The 18,663-nt window shown below is 65.6% G+C and carries 17 protein-coding genes; all 17 read left to right on the forward strand.

The annotated features are described in order from the left end of the window. The first annotated feature begins 17 nt into the window (after window positions 1-17). The 17 genes from HZZ13_RS16755 (at window position 18) to HZZ13_RS16835 (ending at window position 18,552) form a co-directional block, all read left to right on the forward strand. Window positions 18-1,052, forward strand: coding sequence for an ABC transporter substrate-binding protein (locus HZZ13_RS16755; RefSeq protein ID WP_197960648.1), 1,035 nt, complete (start codon window positions 18-20; stop codon window positions 1,050-1,052). Window positions 1,053-1,075: 23 nt separating this feature from the next. Beyond that, a complete protein-coding gene (locus HZZ13_RS16760) occupies window positions 1,076-2,116 on the forward strand; it encodes an ABC transporter ATP-binding protein (RefSeq protein ID WP_197960649.1) in 1,041 nt (346 codons plus the stop codon). Continuing rightward, complete coding sequence (locus HZZ13_RS16765) at window positions 2,113-2,988, forward strand: ABC transporter permease (protein ID WP_197960650.1); 876 nt, start codon at window positions 2,113-2,115, stop codon at window positions 2,986-2,988. The genes HZZ13_RS16760 and HZZ13_RS16765 overlap by 4 nt, the downstream gene beginning before the upstream one ends. Next, window positions 2,985-3,791 (forward strand): ABC transporter permease, encoded by an 807-nt coding sequence (locus tag HZZ13_RS16770; RefSeq protein ID WP_197960651.1) that lies wholly within the window; start codon window positions 2,985-2,987, stop codon window positions 3,789-3,791. Before HZZ13_RS16765 ends, HZZ13_RS16770 begins: the two co-directional genes overlap by 4 nt. Before the next feature lie 8 nt (window positions 3,792-3,799). Then, on the forward strand, window positions 3,800-4,936 hold the full coding sequence (locus tag HZZ13_RS16775) for an NAD(P)/FAD-dependent oxidoreductase (RefSeq protein WP_197960652.1): 1,137 nt from the start codon (window positions 3,800-3,802) through the stop codon (window positions 4,934-4,936). A gap of 27 nt (window positions 4,937-4,963) precedes the next feature. Continuing rightward, entirely contained in the window at window positions 4,964-5,260 is a 297-nt protein-coding gene (locus HZZ13_RS16780) for a (2Fe-2S)-binding protein (protein ID WP_197960653.1), read from the forward strand. Next, entirely contained in the window at window positions 5,257-6,675 is a 1,419-nt protein-coding gene (locus tag HZZ13_RS16785) for an FAD/NAD(P)-dependent oxidoreductase (protein WP_197960654.1), read from the forward strand. The genes HZZ13_RS16780 and HZZ13_RS16785 overlap by 4 nt, the downstream gene beginning before the upstream one ends. Next, entirely contained in the window at window positions 6,672-7,793 is a 1,122-nt protein-coding gene (locus HZZ13_RS16790; RefSeq protein WP_197960655.1) for an NAD(P)/FAD-dependent oxidoreductase, read from the forward strand. The genes HZZ13_RS16785 and HZZ13_RS16790 overlap by 4 nt, the downstream gene beginning before the upstream one ends. A 13-nt stretch (window positions 7,794-7,806) precedes the next feature. Continuing rightward, window positions 7,807-8,154: a RidA family protein gene (locus HZZ13_RS16795; protein WP_197960656.1), complete on the forward strand. Its 348-nt coding sequence runs from the start codon at window positions 7,807-7,809 to the stop codon at window positions 8,152-8,154. Window positions 8,155-8,577: 423 nt separating this feature from the next. Next, window positions 8,578-9,897, forward strand: coding sequence for a solute carrier family 23 protein (locus HZZ13_RS16800; protein WP_197960657.1), 1,320 nt, complete (start codon window positions 8,578-8,580; stop codon window positions 9,895-9,897). 69 nt (window positions 9,898-9,966) lie between these two features. After that, the gene (locus HZZ13_RS16805) at window positions 9,967-10,803 is read left to right on the forward strand and encodes an SDR family oxidoreductase (protein ID WP_197960658.1); all 837 of its coding nucleotides are present in this window, start codon (window positions 9,967-9,969) and stop codon (window positions 10,801-10,803) included. 66 nt (window positions 10,804-10,869) lie between these two features. Then, the gene (locus HZZ13_RS16810) at window positions 10,870-11,691 is read left to right on the forward strand and encodes an NAD-dependent protein deacetylase (RefSeq protein ID WP_197960659.1); all 822 of its coding nucleotides are present in this window, start codon (window positions 10,870-10,872) and stop codon (window positions 11,689-11,691) included. A gap of 141 nt (window positions 11,692-11,832) precedes the next feature. After that, window positions 11,833-13,917 (forward strand): hydantoinase/oxoprolinase family protein, encoded by a 2,085-nt coding sequence (locus HZZ13_RS16815; protein ID WP_197960660.1) that lies wholly within the window; start codon window positions 11,833-11,835, stop codon window positions 13,915-13,917. Between the two features lie 2 nt (window positions 13,918-13,919). Continuing rightward, entirely contained in the window at window positions 13,920-15,578 is a 1,659-nt protein-coding gene (locus HZZ13_RS16820) for a hydantoinase B/oxoprolinase family protein (RefSeq protein ID WP_197960661.1), read from the forward strand. Window positions 15,579-15,611: 33 nt separating this feature from the next. After that, on the forward strand, window positions 15,612-16,613 hold the full coding sequence (locus tag HZZ13_RS16825) for a TRAP transporter substrate-binding protein (RefSeq protein ID WP_197960662.1): 1,002 nt from the start codon (window positions 15,612-15,614) through the stop codon (window positions 16,611-16,613). A 9-nt stretch (window positions 16,614-16,622) separates the two neighbouring features. Further along, window positions 16,623-17,216, forward strand: coding sequence for a TRAP transporter small permease subunit (locus HZZ13_RS16830; RefSeq protein WP_197960663.1), 594 nt, complete (start codon window positions 16,623-16,625; stop codon window positions 17,214-17,216). A 31-nt stretch (window positions 17,217-17,247) separates the two neighbouring features. After that, the gene (locus HZZ13_RS16835) at window positions 17,248-18,552 is read left to right on the forward strand and encodes a TRAP transporter large permease (RefSeq protein ID WP_197960664.1); all 1,305 of its coding nucleotides are present in this window, start codon (window positions 17,248-17,250) and stop codon (window positions 18,550-18,552) included. Window positions 18,553-18,663 lie beyond the last annotated feature (111 nt).

Here is an 18,663-nt window from a genome sequence, read left to right on the forward strand (position 1 = left end):
ATTGGAGATCGGTCCACATGAAGACTTTTCGCCTTCTGACCGCGGTCAGCATCGCAGCGCTCATTGCAGCCCCCTCGGTCGCCTCGGCCCAGCAGAAAACGCTCTACGTCGCCGGCTATGGCGGCTCGTTCGAGAAGACCATCCGCGACGAGGTGATCCCGGCCTTCGAGAAGGAGAACGGCGTCAAGGTCGAATACGTCGCCGGCAATTCCACCGACACCCTGGCCAAGCTCCAGGCACAGAAGGGCAACCAGCAGATCGACGTCGCCATCGTCGATGATGGCCCGATGTACCAGGCAATCCAGCTCGGCTTCTGCGGCAAGCTCGACGGCTTGCCCGCCGATCTCTACGACACCGCGCGCTTCAAGGACGATCGCGCGGTCGCGATCGGCATCGTCGCCACCGGGCTGATGTACAACACCAAGGTGTTCAAGGAGAAAGGCTGGGCGCCGCCGACCTCGTGGAACGACCTGAAGGACACGAAATACGCAAAACAGCTCGTGATCCCGCCAATCAACAACACCTATGGTCTCGAAGCGCTGGTGATGCTGTCGAAGATGAACGGCGGCGGCGAGAGCAACGTCGAGTCCGGCTTCAAGATCTTCAAGGAACAGATCAATCAGAACGTGCTGGCCTATGAGCCGTCGCCGGGCAAGATGACCGAGTTGTTCCAGTCCGGCCAGGCCGTGATCGCGGTGTGGGGTACCGGCCGCGTGCAGAGCTTTGCCAATACCGGCTTCCCGGTCGACTTCGTCTATCCCAAGGAAGGCGCAGCGACGCTGTTGACGACGGCGTGCCCGATCAACAAGCCCAACGCCTCGCCGCTGGCGGCGAGCTTCGTCAAGATGCTGCTCGATCCGAAAATCCAGCTCGTGATGCTGAAGGATTACGGCTACGGCCCGGTGCTGAAATCGCTGGTGATCCCGCCGGAGCTCGGCAAGATGGCGCCGATCGGCGAGCGCGCGGCCAAGCTCTACAATCCGGACTGGACCGTCATCAACGAGAAGCGCGAGGAGTGGACCAAGCGCTGGAATCGCGAGGTCGAACGCTGATCGGTCGCCGCGGAAACAGCGCCATGGCCTATCTCGAGCTCGATCGGGTCGCAAAGCAGTTCGGCACGCAGACTGTGGTCGACGACTTCAGTCTGTCGGTCGGGAAGGGCGAGTTCATCTCCTTCCTCGGCCCGTCCGGCTGCGGCAAGACCACGACGTTACAGATGATCGCGGGCTTCCTCGACCCGACGCGCGGCGCGATCCGGCTCGAGGGCAAGGACCTGACCGCGATCCATCCGGCCAAGCGTGGCCTCGGCATCGTGTTCCAAAGCTATGCGCTGTTTCCGCACATGACCGCGGCGGAGAACGTCGCCTTTGGCCTCGAGATGCGTGGCGTGCCGCGCGCTGAAAGGTCCGAGCGCGTCCGCGCCGCGCTCGCGATGGTGGGCCTCGCCGGATACGAGGACCGTCATCCGCGCCGCATGTCCGGCGGCCAGCAACAGCGCGTGGCGCTGGCGCGTGCGCTGGTGATCAAGCCGAGCGTGCTGCTGCTCGACGAGCCGCTGTCCAACCTCGACGCCAAGCTGCGCGAGGAGATGCAGATCGAGCTGCGCCAGATCCAGCGCACCGTCGGCACCACCACGATCCTGGTCACGCACGACCAGAACGAAGCGATGTCGCTATCCGACCGCATCGTGGTCATGAGCCAGGGCAGGATCGAGCAGATCGGCACGCCGCAGGAGACCTATGAGAAGCCCGCCTCGGCCTTCGTCTCGCAGTTTCTCGGCAAGACCAACGACTTTGCCGGAACGATCGACCGGACTGTGGCGCCGACGCAGTTGGTGGCCGGCTCATGGCGTGCACCGGCGCCGGCCGGGCTCGGCGGTCCCGTTACCGTCAGCGTTCGCCCCGAAAGAATCGGCTTTGGCGATACAGGGCTCAGCGCAAAGATCATCACGCGTATCTTCCAGGGCAATCACTGGCTGTTCCAGTGCGACAGCGAATGCGGCCCGGCGATCGTGATCCGCCAGAACGACGGCAAGGCGCAGCCGGCCGAAGGCGACGCGGTTCGCCTCACCTGGCGTCCAGAGGACATGAGCGTGCGCGCGAGGGCTGGCGCATGAGCATGGCCGCCGAGGAGCGCAGCCTACGTGCGCCGTGGGCGCTGACCGCGCCCGCCTTGATGCTGTTCGTCGGCGTGCTGCTGATTCCGCTGGCGATGACGGTGATGCTGTCGTTCCACGATTGGGGCCAGTACAAGGGCATCGAGGCGGTCTTCATCCTCAAGAACTGGCACGAGATCGCGACCGATCCCTATTTCGCCGAGATGTTCTGGCGGACCTTTCGCATCGCAATCCTGACCACGCTGCTCACCGCGCTGTTAGGGGCGCCCGAAGCCTACATCCTCAACCGCATGAGCGGCCGCTGGAAGAGTTTTTTCCTGCTGGTGATTCTCGGGCCGCTCTTGATCTCCGTGGTGGCGCGTACGCTCGGCTGGGCGCTGCTGTTCGGCGGCAACAACGGCCTCGTCAACAAGCTGTTGATGTCGCTCGGGGTGATGCGTTCCCCGATTCCCTTCATGTTTACCGAGACGGGCATGATCATCGCGCTCGCGCATGTGATGATGCCGTTCATGGTGTTGTCGGTGTGGGCGGCGCTGCAGCGGCTCGACCCGCAGATCGAGAATGCCGCGATGTCGCTGGGTGCGGGCCCGGCGACCATCATCCGCCGCATCATCATGCCGCAGATCATCCCCGGCGTGCTGTCGGGGGCGATCATCGTGTTCTCGCTCTCGGCCAGCGCCTTTGCGACGCCGGCGATCATCGGCGGCCGCCGGCTCAAGGTTGCCGCGACGCTTGCCTATGACGAGTTCCTCAACACCCTGAACTGGCCGCTGGGCGCTGCGGTCGCAACGCTACTGCTGGTCGCGCTGGTGCTGATCGTCATCGGCAGCAATGCGCTGATCGAGCGCCGTTATGCGGAGGTGTTCCGATGAGCCGGAACGGCCCGCTCGCGCTGATCTTCCACACGGTGTTCGTCATCATCATGGTGGCGCCGATCCTGGTGGTCTGCCTCGTCGCCTTCACGCCCGAAGGTTTTCTGTCGCTGCCGACCAACGGCTTCTCGCTGCGCTGGTTCAGGACCATCGCGAACTATCCCGAATTCGTCCATGCCTTCTGGGTCAGCCTTGGCCTCGGGGCGCTCTCGTCCTTGGTGGCGCTCGTGTTCGCGGTGCCGGCGGCGCTCGCGATCGCGCGCTACCGCTTTCGCGGCCGTGATGCGCTGGCGGCGCTGTTCCTGTCGCCGCTGATGATCCCACATGTCGTGCTCGGCATCGCCTTCCTGCGCTTCTTCACCTCGGCGGGGCTCGGCGGCAGCTTTGCCGCGCTGATCATTGCCCATGTCATCATCGTGTTTCCGTTCGCGCTGCGGCTGACGCTGGCTGCGGCAACCGGCATGGACCGCACGGTCGAGATGGCGGCCGTCTCGCTCGGCGCCGGTGGCTGGACGTTGTTTCGCCGCGTGACCTTGCCGCTGATCCTGCCCGGCGTCATCAGCGGCTGGGCGCTCGCCTTCATCCAGTCCTTCGACGATCTCACCATGACCGTCTTCCTCGCCGCCCCCGGGACCGAGACTTTGCCGGTCCGCATGTTCCTTTACATCCAGGACAATATCGATCCGCTGGTGACGTCGGTCTCGGCCTGCGTGATCGCGATTACCATGACCGCCCTCATTCTGCTCGATCGCTTCTACGGGCTCGACCGTGTGCTCGCCGGCAAGGGCGATACGGGACGATAGGAGAACCTATGCGAACGGATTACGACGTCGCCGTCGTCGGCGGCGGACTGCTCGGCTCCGCCATTGCCTGGGGCCTCGGCCGGCTTGGCAAGAAGGTCGCCGTGCTCGACGAAGGCGACATCACTAAGCGCGCCTCGCGCGCGAATTTCGCGCTGGTGTGGGTGCAGAGCAAAGGGCTCGGCATGCCCGCCTATACGGTGTGGACCGTGCAGGCCTCGCAGGCGTGGGGCAGGCTGGCCTCCGAGCTGAAGCAGCAGACTGGCCTCGACGTCGCCCTGCAGCAGAACGGCGGCTTTCATCTCACGCTCGGCGAGGACGAATTCGGCCAGCGCACCGAGCTCGTCAAGCGCATGCACAATCAGGTCGGCGCGGCCGACTACAAGATGGAGATGCTGCGGCCGTCCGAGGTGAAGAAGGCGCTGCCGCTGATCGGGCCCGAGGTCTCCGGCGGAAGCTATTGCCCGCTCGACGGCCACGTCAATTCGCTGCGCACCTTCCGCGCCTTTCACACCGGCTTCATTGCGTTCGGCATCGACTATTTTCCGGAGCGCCCGGTCTCGGCGATCAGCAAGAGCGGCGGCGAATTTCGTCTGACCACGCCGCAGGGCGAGCTGCGCGCCGCCAAGGTCGTGCTGGCCGCCGGCAATGCCAACCAGACGCTGGCGCCGATGGTCGGCCTCTTTGCTCCTATGGGCCCGACCCGCGGCCAGGTCGTCGTGACCGAGCGCACCGTGCCGTTCCTGCCGCATCCGCTGACCACGATCCGCCAGACCGACGAGGGCACGGTGATGATCGGCGACAGCAAGGAGGACGAGCTGGACGATCGCACGCTGAAGCCGTCGATCAGCGGCGTGATGGCCGATCGTGCGCAGCGGATGTTCCCGCATCTGGCGCGGCTCAACGTGGTCAGGAACTGGTCCGGCATTCGCGTGATGCCGCAGGACGGCTTTCCGATCTACGACCAGTCGGAGACGCATCCCGGCGCCTTCGTCGCCTGCTGCCATTCCGGCGTGACGCTGGCTTCCAATCATGCCTTCGAGATTGCTCGCATGGTGGCGCAGGGCGCGCTCGAGCCGGAGCTGGTCGGCGCGTTCTCCGCCAGCCGCTTTGGTGGCGCGGGTGCCGCGAACAGCAGCGGCTACTAGAGATCACAAGGAGCCAAGGGGCATCCCATGTTTAGACGATCCGAACAGGACAAGCGCCCAGAGGTGCAGATCTTCGTCGACGGCGTCGCCGTCGCGGCGCGCCAGGGCGACACCGTCTCTGCCGCGCTGTTGGCCTCCGGCGTTGACGCACGGCGTTCCACCGCAGTCAGCGGCGCGCCGCGTCTGCCCTATTGCATGATGGGCGTCTGCTTCGACTGCCTCGTCACCATCGATGGCGTCGGCAATCGGCAGGGCTGCCTCGTGCCCGTCGCTGAGGGCATGAGAATCGAAATCCAGAAGGGCAAGCGGGAGATCGGAAAATGACTGTGGCTCCCAAGCGCGAGGACTACGATGTCGTGGTGATCGGCGCGGGGCCGGCGGGTCTTGCTGCCGCCGCGACCTCCGCCGAGGCCGGCCTGTCGACGCTGCTGCTCGACGAGAACATCGGCCCCGGCGGCCAGGTGTTCCGCGCGATTTCTTCGACGCCGGTCACCGAGCGCAATCAGCTCGGCGCCGATTATTGGGTCGGGGCCGATCTAGTGCAGTCGCTGCGCGCGAGCGGCGCGGAAGTCATCCAGCGTGCGATCGTCTGGAGCCTCGATCGCAACCTCGACATCGCCGTCTCGATCGGCGGCGCGTCCGCGTTCGTCAAGGCGAAGCGCGTGATTCTCGCGACCGGCGCGCTGGAGCGGCCATTCCCGATTCCCGGCTGGACGCTGCCGGGCGTGATGACCGCGGGCGCGGCGCAGACCATGCTGAAGTCCTCAGGCCTGGTGCCCGACGGACGCACGGTGATCGCAGGGCAGGGGCCGTTGCTCTGGCTGCTCGCCGCGCAGATCCTGCGGCTTGGCGGCCGCATCGATCGCATCCTCGACACCACCCAGCGCGGCAATTATTTCGCGGCGCTCCCGCACGCTTTCGCCTTTTTGACCTCGCCCTATTTCGCCAAGGGCCTCTCGATGATGCGCGAGGTGAAGGCGAAGGTGCAGGTCGTCTCTGGTGTTACCGAGCTTGCGGCCTCCGGCGATGGCCAGCTTGCCAGCGTCAGCTATGTCGCCGGCGGCAAGCGCGAGACCATTCCGGCCGATCTCTTGCTGCTGCATCAGGGCGTCGTGCCCAACGTTAATCTGGCGATGTCCGCCGGCATCGAGCATCGCTGGGATGATCTGCAATTGTGCTGGTCTCCAGTATTGGACGCCAGCGGCAATTCGTCGGTCGCCGGCATCGCGATTGCCGGCGACGGTGCCGGTATCGGCGGGGCCAATGCAGCCGTGGTGCGTGGTCGCATTGCCGCCCGCGCCGCCGTCGAAGCGCTGGCGCCTGCGGCTGCCGCAAAACTTCCCGCAATGGCGACACTTCGTTCCGATCTCGCCAAGGCCGAGCGCGGTCGCGTCTTCCTCGACACGCTGTTCCGCCCGGCGCCGCAGTTCCGCATTCCGTCGGGCGACACCATCGTCTGCCGCTGCGAGGAAGTGACGGCCAAGGACGTTCTGGATTCCGTCGCGATCGGCGCGACAGGGCCGAACCAGCTCAAGGCCTATCGCCGCACCGGCATGGGGCCGTGCCAGGGCCGGCTCTGCGGCCTCACCGTCACCGAGCTGATGGCACAGGCGCGCGGCAAGACCCCGCAGGAGATCGGCTATTACCGGCTGCGCGCGCCGGTGAAGCCGATCACGCTGGCCGAGCTCGCCGCCGTTCCGAAGAGCGAGGCCGACATCAAGGCCGTGGTGCGCGGATGACACGAAACGTGGATGCGATCGTCATTGGCGGCGGCATCCACGGGTGCTCGACCACGCTGCATCTGTGTCTCGCCGGCCTGAAGCCGATGCTGATCGAAAAGGACTATGCCGGCCGTCACGCCTCGGGCGTCAACGCCGGCGGCGTCCGCCAGCTCGCCCGGCATGTCCCGGAGATTCCGCTCTCGATCCGCTCGATGGGCATCTGGGAGAAGATCGCCGATCTTGTCGACGACGATTGCAGCTTCGAGAGCCATGGCCAGGTGCTGGTCGCCGAGAACGAGGAGGAGCTCGCGGCCTGCCGCGCGCGCGTCGCCGAGCTCAATGCGCTCGGCTTCACCCACGAGGAGCTGATCGACGCGGCCGAACTGCGCCGCCTGGTACCGGCCGTCGCCGAGACCTGTCCCGGCGGCGTGGTCTCGCGCCGCGATGGTGCGGCCAATCCGGCGCAGACGACGACGGCGTTCCGCCGCAAGGCCCAGCAGTTGGGCGCCACCGTGCGCGAAGGTGTGGCCGCCGGCAACATCCGGCACCGTGACGGCCTGTGGCACGTCGATGTCGGTTCGGAGAGCTTTGCCGCGCCGGTGCTGGTCAACGCCGCCGGCGCCTGGGCCGGCAAGATCGCAGCGGATCTCGGCGAGCCGGTGCCGGTCGAGACCGTGGCGCCGATGCTGATGATCACCTCGCGCGTGCCGCACTTCATCGATCCCGTCGTGATCCTGCGCGGACGAAAGCTCTCCTTCAAGCAGTTCAGGAACGGCACCGTGCTGATCGGCGGCGGCTATCTGGCGACGCCCTATCAGGATCGCAACGAGACGGTGCTGGACTGGAAGAGTCTTGCGGTCAGCGCGCAGACCGTGTTCGAGCTGTTCCCGGTGATGCGTAGCGCGACCATCGTCCGCGCCTGGGCCGGCATCGAGGCCAAGATGAAGGACGACATTCCCGTGTTCGGGCCGAGCTCCCGTCACAAGGGGCTCTATCACCAGTTCGGTTTCTCGCTGCACGGCTTTCAGCTCGGCCCCGGCGCCGGCGCGGTGATGGCGGAGCTGATCGTCAACGGCGGCACCCAGACCCGCGTCAGTGATCTCGGCATCGACCGCTTCCATCCTTCCACGCTCTAAAGAAGAGGACATCATGAGCATCACCCGCAGCATCCGCACGCCCATCATGCACCGCGCCGTCGAGGCCAATGGCTTCGTCTTCCTCGGCGGCACCATCGCCGACGACACGAGCGTTTCCATGGGCGACCAGACCCGCAACATCCTCGGCAAGATCACCGGCTATCTGAAAGAGGCGGGAACCGACAAGTCGCGCGTGGTCAGCGCCTCGATCTTCGTCACCGATCTTTCCAAGAAGAAGGAGATGGACGCCGCCTGGACCGAATTCTTCGGCGACAACCTGCCGACCCGCGCCACCGTCGGCGTCGCCGATCTCGGCGGCGGCGCGCTGATCGAGGTGGTGGTGACCGCGCTCAAGGGCTGATCAGCGATTGGCGGGAATCGAGACGACGCGAACTCTGTTTTGCCAGCCCGCCAATGGCGGGATGGTCTAATCCCGCGCGAAGTTCCGAAGTCTTAGAACTATCAAAAGCCCGACGCCCTGCCCCCAGCGCGTCGGGCGGAAAGAATGAGTATCAATCCGTGATCCCAACGCCGTTGTTGTGACGCGGGCCGCGCCAATTTACTACTCCGGGAAACTACCGCAACGGAACCGGGCTGCTCGCTGTCGATCTGCGCAGCCTCACGCGCCAGGACGGCTGACTGCACCGCGACTTGTGTCATAGAGTGTGCCTAGGCACATTGATCTTCCAGAGTTTGACCCGCGCCATGTGATGGCGGCAGCCGAAACGGCGATCACATCGTCTGTATGACGAGGATCGATCGCCGCACCGCAATTGGGGGGAACATGCCGACTGCAACCGGCTCCGACGAGAAAACGCAGAGCTATTTTCCACGTTGGAAGCTCAAGACCTCGGGCGTGATCATGCCGGAGGAGCGGCTGTCCTGGGGTCAGACGATCGTTTCAGGTCTTCAACATTGCGTCGCGATGTCCGGTGCGACGATCATCGCGCCGCTGTTGATGGGGTTCGATCCAAACGTTGCAGTTCTGTTCTCCGGCGTCGGCACACTGATCTTCTTCGTCGTCGTTGCCGGGCGTGTGCCGAGCTATCTCGGCTCGAGCTTCGCCTACATCGCCGTCGTCATCGCCGCCACCGGCTATGCCGGGCAGGGGCCGAACCCGAACCTGCCGGTTGCGCTTGGCGGCATTGTCGGCGCTGGGGTGCTGTATGGCCTGATTTCGCTCGTCGTGATGTGGTCCGGCGTCGGCTGGATCGAGCGGCTGCTGCCGCCGGCCGTCACCGGCGCTGTCGTCGCCGCGATCGGCCTCAATCTCGCGCCTGTGGCGGTCAAGGCGGTGAGCGCCAATGCGTTCGACACCTGGATCGGTCTCGCCACCGTCCTGATCATCAGCGTGGTGGCCGTTGCCGCGCCAGGCCTGTGGCGTCGCCTGCCGATCATCCTCGGGGCGGCCGGCGGCTATCTCTTGTACCTGTTGTTTGCGAACGGCTTTGGCTTCGGCAAGCCGATCGACTTCACGCAATTGTCGGCCGCGCCGTGGCTCGGGCTGCCGAACTTCACGGCGCCGAGCTTCCATGCCGATGCGATCTTTCTCATTGCGCCGGTTGCGGTCATTCTCGTCGCCGAGAACCTCGGCCACATCAAGGCCGTCGGCGCCATGACGGGCCGCAGCCTCGATGCCTATCTCGGTCGCGCTTTGTTCGCCGACAGCGTCGCGACCATCGTGGCCGCCTGTGGCGGTGGCACCGGCGTCACCACCTATGCCGAGAACATCGGCGTGATGGCCGCGACCAAGGTCTATTCGACGCTGCTGTTTGCGTTCGCAGCCCTGGTGTCGATCCTGCTCGGCTTCTCGCCGAAATTCGGCGCGCTCATCTTGTCCATCCCGGGTCCCGTCATCGGGGGGCTTTCGATCGTGCTGTTCGGATTGATCGCGGCGATGGCCGGACGAATTTGGGTCGAGAACAAGGTCGACTTCGCCAATCCTGCGAACCTCATCACCGTCGCGGTGGCGCTGACGGCGGGTGCCGGCGATCTCACGCTCAAATTCGGTGCGTTCACGATCGGCGGCATCGCCACCGCGACCTTCGGCGCGATCATCCTCTATCAGATTCTGACCTCGCCGCTCGCGCAGCGCGCCGACTAGATTCCAGCAGCGCTAAAGGATGGAACAAAACGCCGGTTCCATCCATGATGGTGCATCCGGAGAGAACACATGCCGCAAACCGAACGCTCGACCTCGTTTCCCTCGCGCCTCGTCGGCCAGTATGCGCTGGTGACCGGCGCCTCGCAAGGCATCGGTCGCGCCGTCGCCATCCGGCTGGCGCAGGAAGGCGCAACGGTCGCCATCAACTATCTCGATCACGCCGGCAACGCCGAAGAGACCCTCGCGCTTGCGCGAACCGCATCGACCGATCGCGGTCACGGCAGGCTCGACCATATCGTCGTCAAGGCCGATATCGGCAATGAGCAGGACATCGCCGCGATGTTCGAGACCGTATTGGCGCGCTTCAAGCGCCTCGATTGTCTCGTCAACAATGCCGGCTTTCAGCACGAATCGCCGAGCGAGGCGCTCGACGTCGAAACCTACCGCCGCATCATCGACGTCAATCTCAACGGCGCTGTGCTCTGTGCGCAGAAGGCGCTGGCGCATTTCGTCGCGCGCGGCGGAGGCGGCAGCATCATCAACTGCTCCAGCGTCCACCAGATCATCCCGAAGCCCGGCTATCTCGCTTATTCCATCAGCAAGAGCGGTATGGCCGGTCTCACCCGCACGCTGGCGCTCGAATTCGCGCGGCACGGCATCCGCGTCAATGCGGTCGGTCCCGGCGCGATCGACACGCCGATCAACGCGGCCTGGACCGGCGATCCCGAAAAGCGCGGTGTCGTCACCAGCCACATTCCGATGGGGCGCGTCGGCACGCCCGAAGAGATCGCCGCCGTGTTCGCCTTCCTCGCCTCCGACGATGCCAGCTACATCACCGGGCAGACCATCTATGCCTGCGGAGGCATCACGCTGTTTCCGGAGTTTCGCGAGAACTGGGCGAGCTAGCTCCATGCGCCGCCGGCGCCTGCGCGCCATCTGGCAGAATCCGCCTGCGCAGACTACATCTGCGCCATGACGAGTTCTCCGCTGGCCAATTCCCCGCTCCAGGATTTCATCGGCCGGCACGAAAATCTGTTCGTGCTGACCGGCGCCGGCTGCAGCACCAATTCGGGCATTCCCGATTATCGCGACAGCCAGGGCAATTGGAAGCGGACCCAGCCGGTCAACTTCCAGGCCTTCATGTCGGACGAGCCTGTGCGCCAGCGCTATTGGGCGCGCAGCCTGATCGGCTGGCGGCGGTTCGGCCAGGCCAAGCCGAACGATGCGCATCGTGCGCTGGCCCGGCTCGAGGCGAATGGGCGATGCGGGATGCTGCTGACGCAGAATGTCGACCGGCTGCATCAATCGGCCGGCCACCGCCAGGTGATCGATTTGCATGGACGGCTCGATCTGGTCCGCTGCATGGGCTGCGGCCGCAAGACGCCTCGCGAGGCGTTTCAGCACGCTCTCGGCCGCGCCAATGCGGCATGGCTGACGCTCGATGCCGCGGATGCACCTGATGGCGACGCCGATCTGGAGCACGAGGATTTTTCCTCCTTCGAAGTGCCTCCTTGCGAAGCCTGCGGCGGCATCCTCAAGCCCGACGTCGTGTTCTTCGGCGAGAACGTGCCGCGCGAGGTGGTGGCCATTGCGCAGGATCATCTGGCGCAGGCCGATGCCATGCTGATCGTCGGCTCGTCGTTGATGGTCTATTCCGGCTTCCGCTTCGTGCAGGCCGCCGCCCGGCGCAATATCCCCATCGCTGCGGTCAATCTCGGCCGTACCCGCGCCGACGATCTCCTGACGCTGAAGGTCGAGGCGCGCTGCGAAGCGGCGCTTGCATTCCTGCTCTGATCGCGCTCCCGGCGAACACGCCTTGCCTATTGCATAGGTGCCGCGCAAAATAGCCGTGCACAGCGTTACAGGCATGCCTCATGGCACGGGAATTGCTGCGCTTTTTGGACCCAGTCTTGCGACCAGCACGGAGAAATTGGAATGCGTGAGGGAGCCGAGGTACGGCTTGCCGTGGACATCGGTGGCACGTTCACCGATATCGTGCTGGACGTGGGCGAGGCGCGCAAGACGCGCAAGGTGCTGACGACGCCGCAGCGGCCCGAGCAGGCGGTGCTGGACGGCATGCGGCTCATTCTTGCCGATGCACGCGCGCATATCAGCGATATCGACGTCTTCATCCATGGCACGACGCTCGCGACCAATGCGATCATCGAACGGCGCGGCGCCAAGACGGCGCTGATCGCAACCGAAGGCTTTCGCGACGTGCTCGATATCGGCACCGAGAGCCGGTACGACCAGTACGATCTCAGCATCGACAAGCCGAAGCCGCTGGCCCCGCGCAGCCTCCGCTTCACGGTGCCGGAGCGGATCGACGCCCATGGCGCCGTCCGCCTCCCGCTCGACGAGACGGCGGTGCGCGCGCTCGCGCCGAAATTGCGCGATCTCGGCGTCGAGAGCGTCGCGATCGCTTTCCTGCACTCCTACGCCAATCCCGAGCACGAGCGGCGCACAGCGGCAATCATCGCGGAAGAGATGCCCGGCATCTCCGTCACCGTGTCCTCGGCGGTGTGTCCCGAGATCCGCGAATATGAGCGCACCTCCACGGCCGTTGCGAACGCCTATGTGCAACCCTTGATCGACGGTTATCTCGCCCGCATGGCCGATGCCCTGCAGGTCGAGCAGTTTCGCGGCGCGATCTATCTGGTCACGTCCGGCGGCGGCGTCACCTCGATCGAGACGGCGCGGCGCTTTCCGGTGCGTCTGGTCGAATCCGGGCCTGCCGGCGGCGCGATCTTCGCAGCACAGATCGCGGCGCGGCTCGGCGAGAGCAAGGTGCTCTCCTTCGACATGGGCGGCACCACGGCGAAGATCTGCCTGATAGAGAAATACCAGCCCGAGACCTCGCGCGTGTTCGAGGTCGATCGCGCCGCGCGCTTCCTCAAGGGCTCCGGCCTGCCGGTGCGCATCCCTGTGATCGAGATGGTCGAGATCGGCGCCGGCGGCGGTTCGATCGCCCATGTCGATGCGATGAAGCGCGTCACCGTCGGCCCGGAGAGCGCCTCGTCGGAGCCGGGGCCGGCCTGCTATGGCCGCGGCGGTCAGCGTCCGGCGGTGACCGATGCCGACGTTGCGCTCGGCATGATCGATCCCGATGCCTTTGCGGCCGGCACGATCAAGCTCGATCCGGAGCTGTCGAAACAGGCGCTGCTGCGCGATGTCGGTGCGCCGCTCGGCCTGTCGGCGGAAACCGCGGCCTATGCCGTGCACGAGGTCGTCTGCGAGAACATGGCGAGCGCGGCGCGCGTGCACGCCGTCGAGCGCGGCGCCGTGGTCGGCCAGCATACGCTGATCGCCTTCGGCGGTGCCGCCCCCCTGCATGCGGCGCGCGTCGCCGAGAAGATCGGCGTCTCCCGCGTGATCGTGCCGTCGAATGCCGGCGTCGGCTCGGCGGTCGGCTTTCTGGCCGCGCCGATCGCCTATGAGCTGGTGCGCAGCCGGCACGTCCGCCTCGATGATTTCGACACCGAGGCCGTCTCCGACCTCCTTCAGGACATGGCGACCGAGGCGCGCGCGCTGGTCGAGCCTGGTGCCGCCGGTGCGCCGGTCCGCGAACGCCGCGCGGCTTTCATGCGCTATGTCGGCCAGGGTCACGAGATCACCGTCGAGCTGCCGAACCGTCGGCTCACCTCGTCCGATCTCGCTTCGCTGCGTCAGCAGTTCGAGACCGACTATTCCGCGATGTTCGAGCGGCCGATTCCGGGCGCGGCCATCGAGGTGTTAAGCTGGTCGGTGCTGGCGACCACCGAGGCGCGCAATCCGCCTGCCGTCGCGGCGGTCGCGCGCAAGGCCGCGGCCAAGGCGTCCGGCAGCCGAAAATTCTTCGACGGCCGCGCCGGCGAAGTGATCGAGATCCCGCTCTATCGGCGCGAGGACATGGCGCCGGGGGCGACCATCGCGGGACCCGCCGTGATCGCGGAAGACGAAACCTCGACCTTCGTCTCCACCAGTTTCGACGCCCATATCGACGGTGCCGGCAGCATCGTCATGGAACGAAAGGCGGCCTGATCATGGGCAAGGCAAATGGCGCGAGCCTGATCGACCTTCAGATCATGTGGCACCGGCTGATCGCCGTGGTCGAGGAGCAGGCGCAGGTGCTGCTCCGTACCGCCTTCAGCCCGATCGTCCGCGAATGCGGCGACCTTTCGGCCGGCGTGTTCGACCTCAGGGGCCGGATGCTGGCGCAGGCGGTGACCGGCACGCCCGGCCACGTCAACTCGATGGCGGAATCGGTCAAGCACTTCATCGCTCACTTTCCGCTTCAGACGATGAAGCAGGGCGATGCCTACATCACCAACGATCCCTGGATGGGCACCGGCCATCTCAACGATTTCGTCGTCACCACGCCCTGCTTCAAGGACGGCAAGGTCGTCGCGCTGTTCTCCTGCACCAGCCATCTCATGGACATCGGCGGCATCGGCTTCGGCCCTGACGCCACCGACGTGTTCATGGAGGGGCTCTACATCCCCATGCTGAAGCTGATCGATCAGGGCGTCGTCAACGAGACGCTGATGGCGATGATCCGCACCAACACGCGGCTGCCGATCGATACCGAGGGCGACACCTATTCGCTGGCCGGCTGCAACGACGTCGGCTGCGAGCGCCTGGTCGAGATGATGACCGAGTTCGGCATCGATACGCTCGATGAGCTCGGCGATTACATCTGCGAACGCTCGCGCGAGGCCGTGCTGGCGGAGATCGCAAAGCTGCCGAAGGGCAGCTGGCGCAACACCATGGTGGTCGACGGTTATGATGCGCCGGTGACGCTGGCGGCGACGCTGACGATCTCGGAGCAGGGCATTCACGTCGATTTCGACGGCACATCCGCGGCCTCGAAGTTCGGCATCAACGTGCCGCTGTCCTACACCACGGCCTACACCGTGTTCGGCCTCGGCTGCGTCGTCGCCTCGCAGATCCCGAACAATGCCGGTTCGCTCTCGCCGTTGACGGTGTCGGCGCCGGCGGGTGCCATCCTCAATGCCCCGAAGCCGGCGCCCGTGGCGTCGCGTCACGTCATCGGCCAGATGCTGCCGGACGTGGTGTTCGGCTGCCTGCGCCAGATCATTCCCGAGCGGGTGCCGGCGGAAGGCACCTCCTGCCTGTGGAATCTCAACGTGCGCGGCCAGACCCGCTCCGGCGCCGGCGGCAATTACGGCTTCTCGATGGCGGTCACCTCCAATGGCGGCACCGGCGCGCGCTTCGGCAAGGACGGGCTGTCGGCCACCGCTTACCCAAGCGGCGTGCGCGGCACGCCGGTGGAGATCGCGGAAACGCAGACGCCGCTGATCTTCTGGCGCAAGGAGCTGCGTCCGGATTCCGGTGGGGCAGGGCGCACCCGCGGCGGCCTCGGCCAGATCATCGAAGTCGGCAGCGGGGTCGATGCGCCGTTCGACATTCTCGCCGCGTTCGACCGCATCGATCATCCGCCGCGCGGGCGGGACGGCGGCCGGAACGGCGAGGCCGGCTATGTCGGTCTCAAGTCCGGCAAGAAGCTGCGCGGCAAGGGCTTCCAGCAGGTGCCGCCGGACGACCGGCTGGTCGTGATGACGCCCGGCGGTGCCGGCATCGGCGATCCCAGGGAGCGCGATCGCGCGGCCGTCAACGACGACGTCGCGAGCGGTCTCGTGTCTTCAGAGAACGCAGTCAAGGTCTATGGGTACGCGCGTTGATGCATCAACGCGCTCGGTAAACGGAGGGGAGCAATGATTACGCGACGTCATTTCACCGCGGGCGCAGCAACGCTGCTCGCTGCCGGACATATCTCGACCCGCGCGCGGGCGGCGACGACGAGCTGGGACATGTCGACGGTCTGGCCCGACGGCAATTTCCACACCCAGAACGCGATGGCCTTCGCCGAAGAAGTGAAGAAGCAGAGTGGCGGTGCGGTCGCCATCACCGTGAAGGCGGGCGGCCAGCTCGGCTTCAAGGGGCCCGAGCACCTGCGCGCCGTGCGCGACGGCCTCGTGCCGCTCGCCGACGTCCTCAACATCCAGCAGGTCGGCGACGAGCCCTTCATGGGCGTCGAGAGCATCCCCTTCCTCTGCGGCTCCGTGGACGAGCTCAAGGTGCTGCACAAATATGTGCGCCCCGAATACGAGAAGATCGCCGCGCGCAACAACCAGAAGATCCTCTACATCGTGCCGTGGCCGACGCAGTATCTGCATCTGAAGACGAAGGTCGCCGACGTCGAGGGCCTCAAGAACATCAAGATCCGCGTGCCCGACAAGAATGCGGTCGAGATGCTCAATGCCATCGGCATGGCGGCGGTGATGATCCCCTGGGGCGAAACTATTCCCGCGCTCGCCTCCGGCGCGGTGGCTGGCGTCTCCACCTCGTCGGTATCGGGCGTCGACGGCAAGTTCTGGGAGTTCCTGAAATACGTCTACCCGACCAACCATGTCTGGTCGTCGCAGATGGTCACCGTCAACCTGGATTCCTGGAAGACACTCTCCGCAGATCAGCAGAAGCTGGTCGCGGATATCGCGGCGAAGATGGAGCCGGGCTTCTGGGCCAATTCGCTCAAGGCCGACGTCGACAGCCTCAACCGCCTCAAGGAGGGCGGAATGGAGGTGGTGCCGGTCTCGGATGCCATGATGGCGGAAATCCGGGCCAAGACCGCGCCGCAGTTGGACGCCTTCCTTAAACGCGTGCCGGCGGCGGACAAGCCGGTGCGGGCCTATCTTGCCGAAATGAAGCGCGGCTGAGGACGAGGCGTGGTGAGCGTTACGCCCGAAACACCGCAAAGCCTCAACGCAGCGGCGCCTGCGCCGCTGCGCATCGTCCTCGACGGCATCGATCGCCTCGGCCGGCTCGACGGCTGGATCGGCGGCTTCTGTCTCTTGATGCTGACGCTGTTGATGCTGTGCGAGGTCGCAACCCGCTTCCTGTCGAATTTCCTGCCGTTCTTCCCGCCGACCATCTCGATCGCGTGGGAATACTCGTCCTATCTGATGGCGGCGTCCTTCACCTTCGGCGCCGCCATGACGTTGCGCGTTGGCGGCCACATCCGGGTCGTGCTGCTCCTGAAGAACGCAACGGTGCCGGTGCAGCGCGCGCTCGAGATCCTCTCGGCGGCGGCCGGCTTCGCCTTCATGGCGTTCCTGACCTTGGCCATGGCGAAATTCGCCTGGAGCGCCTTCCTGCGCGGCCAGGTCTCGACCTCGAGCGACACGCCGCTGTGGTTTCCCCAAGCGATCGTCACCTTCGGCATGCTGCTGCTGACGCTGCAGTTCCTGGCACGCGCGATCCAGGCCGCGCTCGGCCTGCCGCTGGAGGATCATCGCATGAAGGCCTCGCCCGTCGAATGACCGCCTTTTCCGCATCCGGATCCGAGATCGCATGACCATCGAAGTCGTCGCCCTGTTCGCGATCCTGTTTGTGCTGCTGGCCTGCGGCGTCTGGATCGGCCTCACGCTTGCGCTCACCGCGACGCTGCTGCTCGCGATGTTCCGCTCGATCCCGCTCGACAAGCTGCTGCCGCAATACGCCTGGAACATCCTGACCACGCAGGAGCTGCTGGCGCTGCCGCTGTTCATCCTGATGGGCGAGTTGCTTTTCCGCACCCGCCTGTCGCGCTCGCTGTTTCAGGGATTGGCGCCCTGGGCCGGGCTGCTGCCCGGCCGCCTGCTGCATGTCAACGTGATCGGCTGCACCATCTTCGCGGCGATCTCGGGCTCGTCGGCTGCGACCACGCAGGTGATCGGCCGCATGTCGCTCAACGAGCTCTTGCGCCGCGGCTATTCGCGCGACATCGCGATCGGCTCGCTCGCCGGCGCCGGCACGCTCGGCTTCCTGATCCCGCCGTCGAATATCATGATCATCTACGGCGTGCTCGGCGACGTTTCGATCCTGAAGCTGTTCACGGCGGGCGTGCTGCCCGGGCTGCTGCTCGCCGCGACCTTCATGGGCTGGGTGATGCTGCACACCACGCTAAAGCCGGCGATGGTGCCCGAGACCGAAGCCAAGCTCTCGCAGGTGCCGTGGAGCGAGCGCTTCGCAGCGCTGAAGGATCTCGCGCCGGCGCTGTTCCTGATCGGCTGCGTGCTCGGCTCGATGTATGGCGGGCTCGCAACGCCCTCGGAGGCTGCCGCCGTCGGCGTGCTCGGCGCTGGCCTGGTTGCCTGGGCGCAGGGCGCGATGTCGCACCAGGTGATGCGCGACGTGCTGATCGGCTCGGTGGTCACCTGCTCGATGATCGCGCTGATCGTGCTCGGGGCCTCGATCCTCGGCAATGCCGCGGCGTTCCTCGGCATCCCGCAGGCGGTGGCCGCGTTCGTCAAGGGCCTCGGCCTGTCGCCCTTCATGCTGATCGTGGCGCTGATCGTCTTCTATCTCGTGCTCGGCTGTTTCCTCGACGGCTTCTCAATGATCGTGATGACGTTGCCGATCGTGCTGCCGATCGTGAAGGGCGCCGGCTTCGACGAGGTCTGGTTCGGCGTCTTCCTTGTGCTCGCCGTGGAAATGGCGCAGATCACCCCGCCCGTCGGCTTCAACCTGTTCGTCATCCAGGGCCTGACCGAAGACGGCCTCGGCTACATCGCGCGCGTCACCTTGCCCTATCTTCTGATCATGATCGGCTTCGTGCTGCTGCTGACGCTCTGGCCGGGCATCGTCACGATTCTGCCAAAGGTGCTTTACGGATAAAGCGACATGTTTCGGGATCGGCGGATCGAAAGCAAAAACGGTCAGCGCCCCTGCCGTTTCAAGGTCGCCCTGCATCGAACCGACTTCAGCGCGCATTCCGTATTTGCACGT

The organism is Bradyrhizobium agreste (genome assembly GCF_016031625.1).
Classification (GTDB): Bacteria; Pseudomonadota; Alphaproteobacteria; order Rhizobiales; family Xanthobacteraceae; genus Bradyrhizobium; species Bradyrhizobium agreste.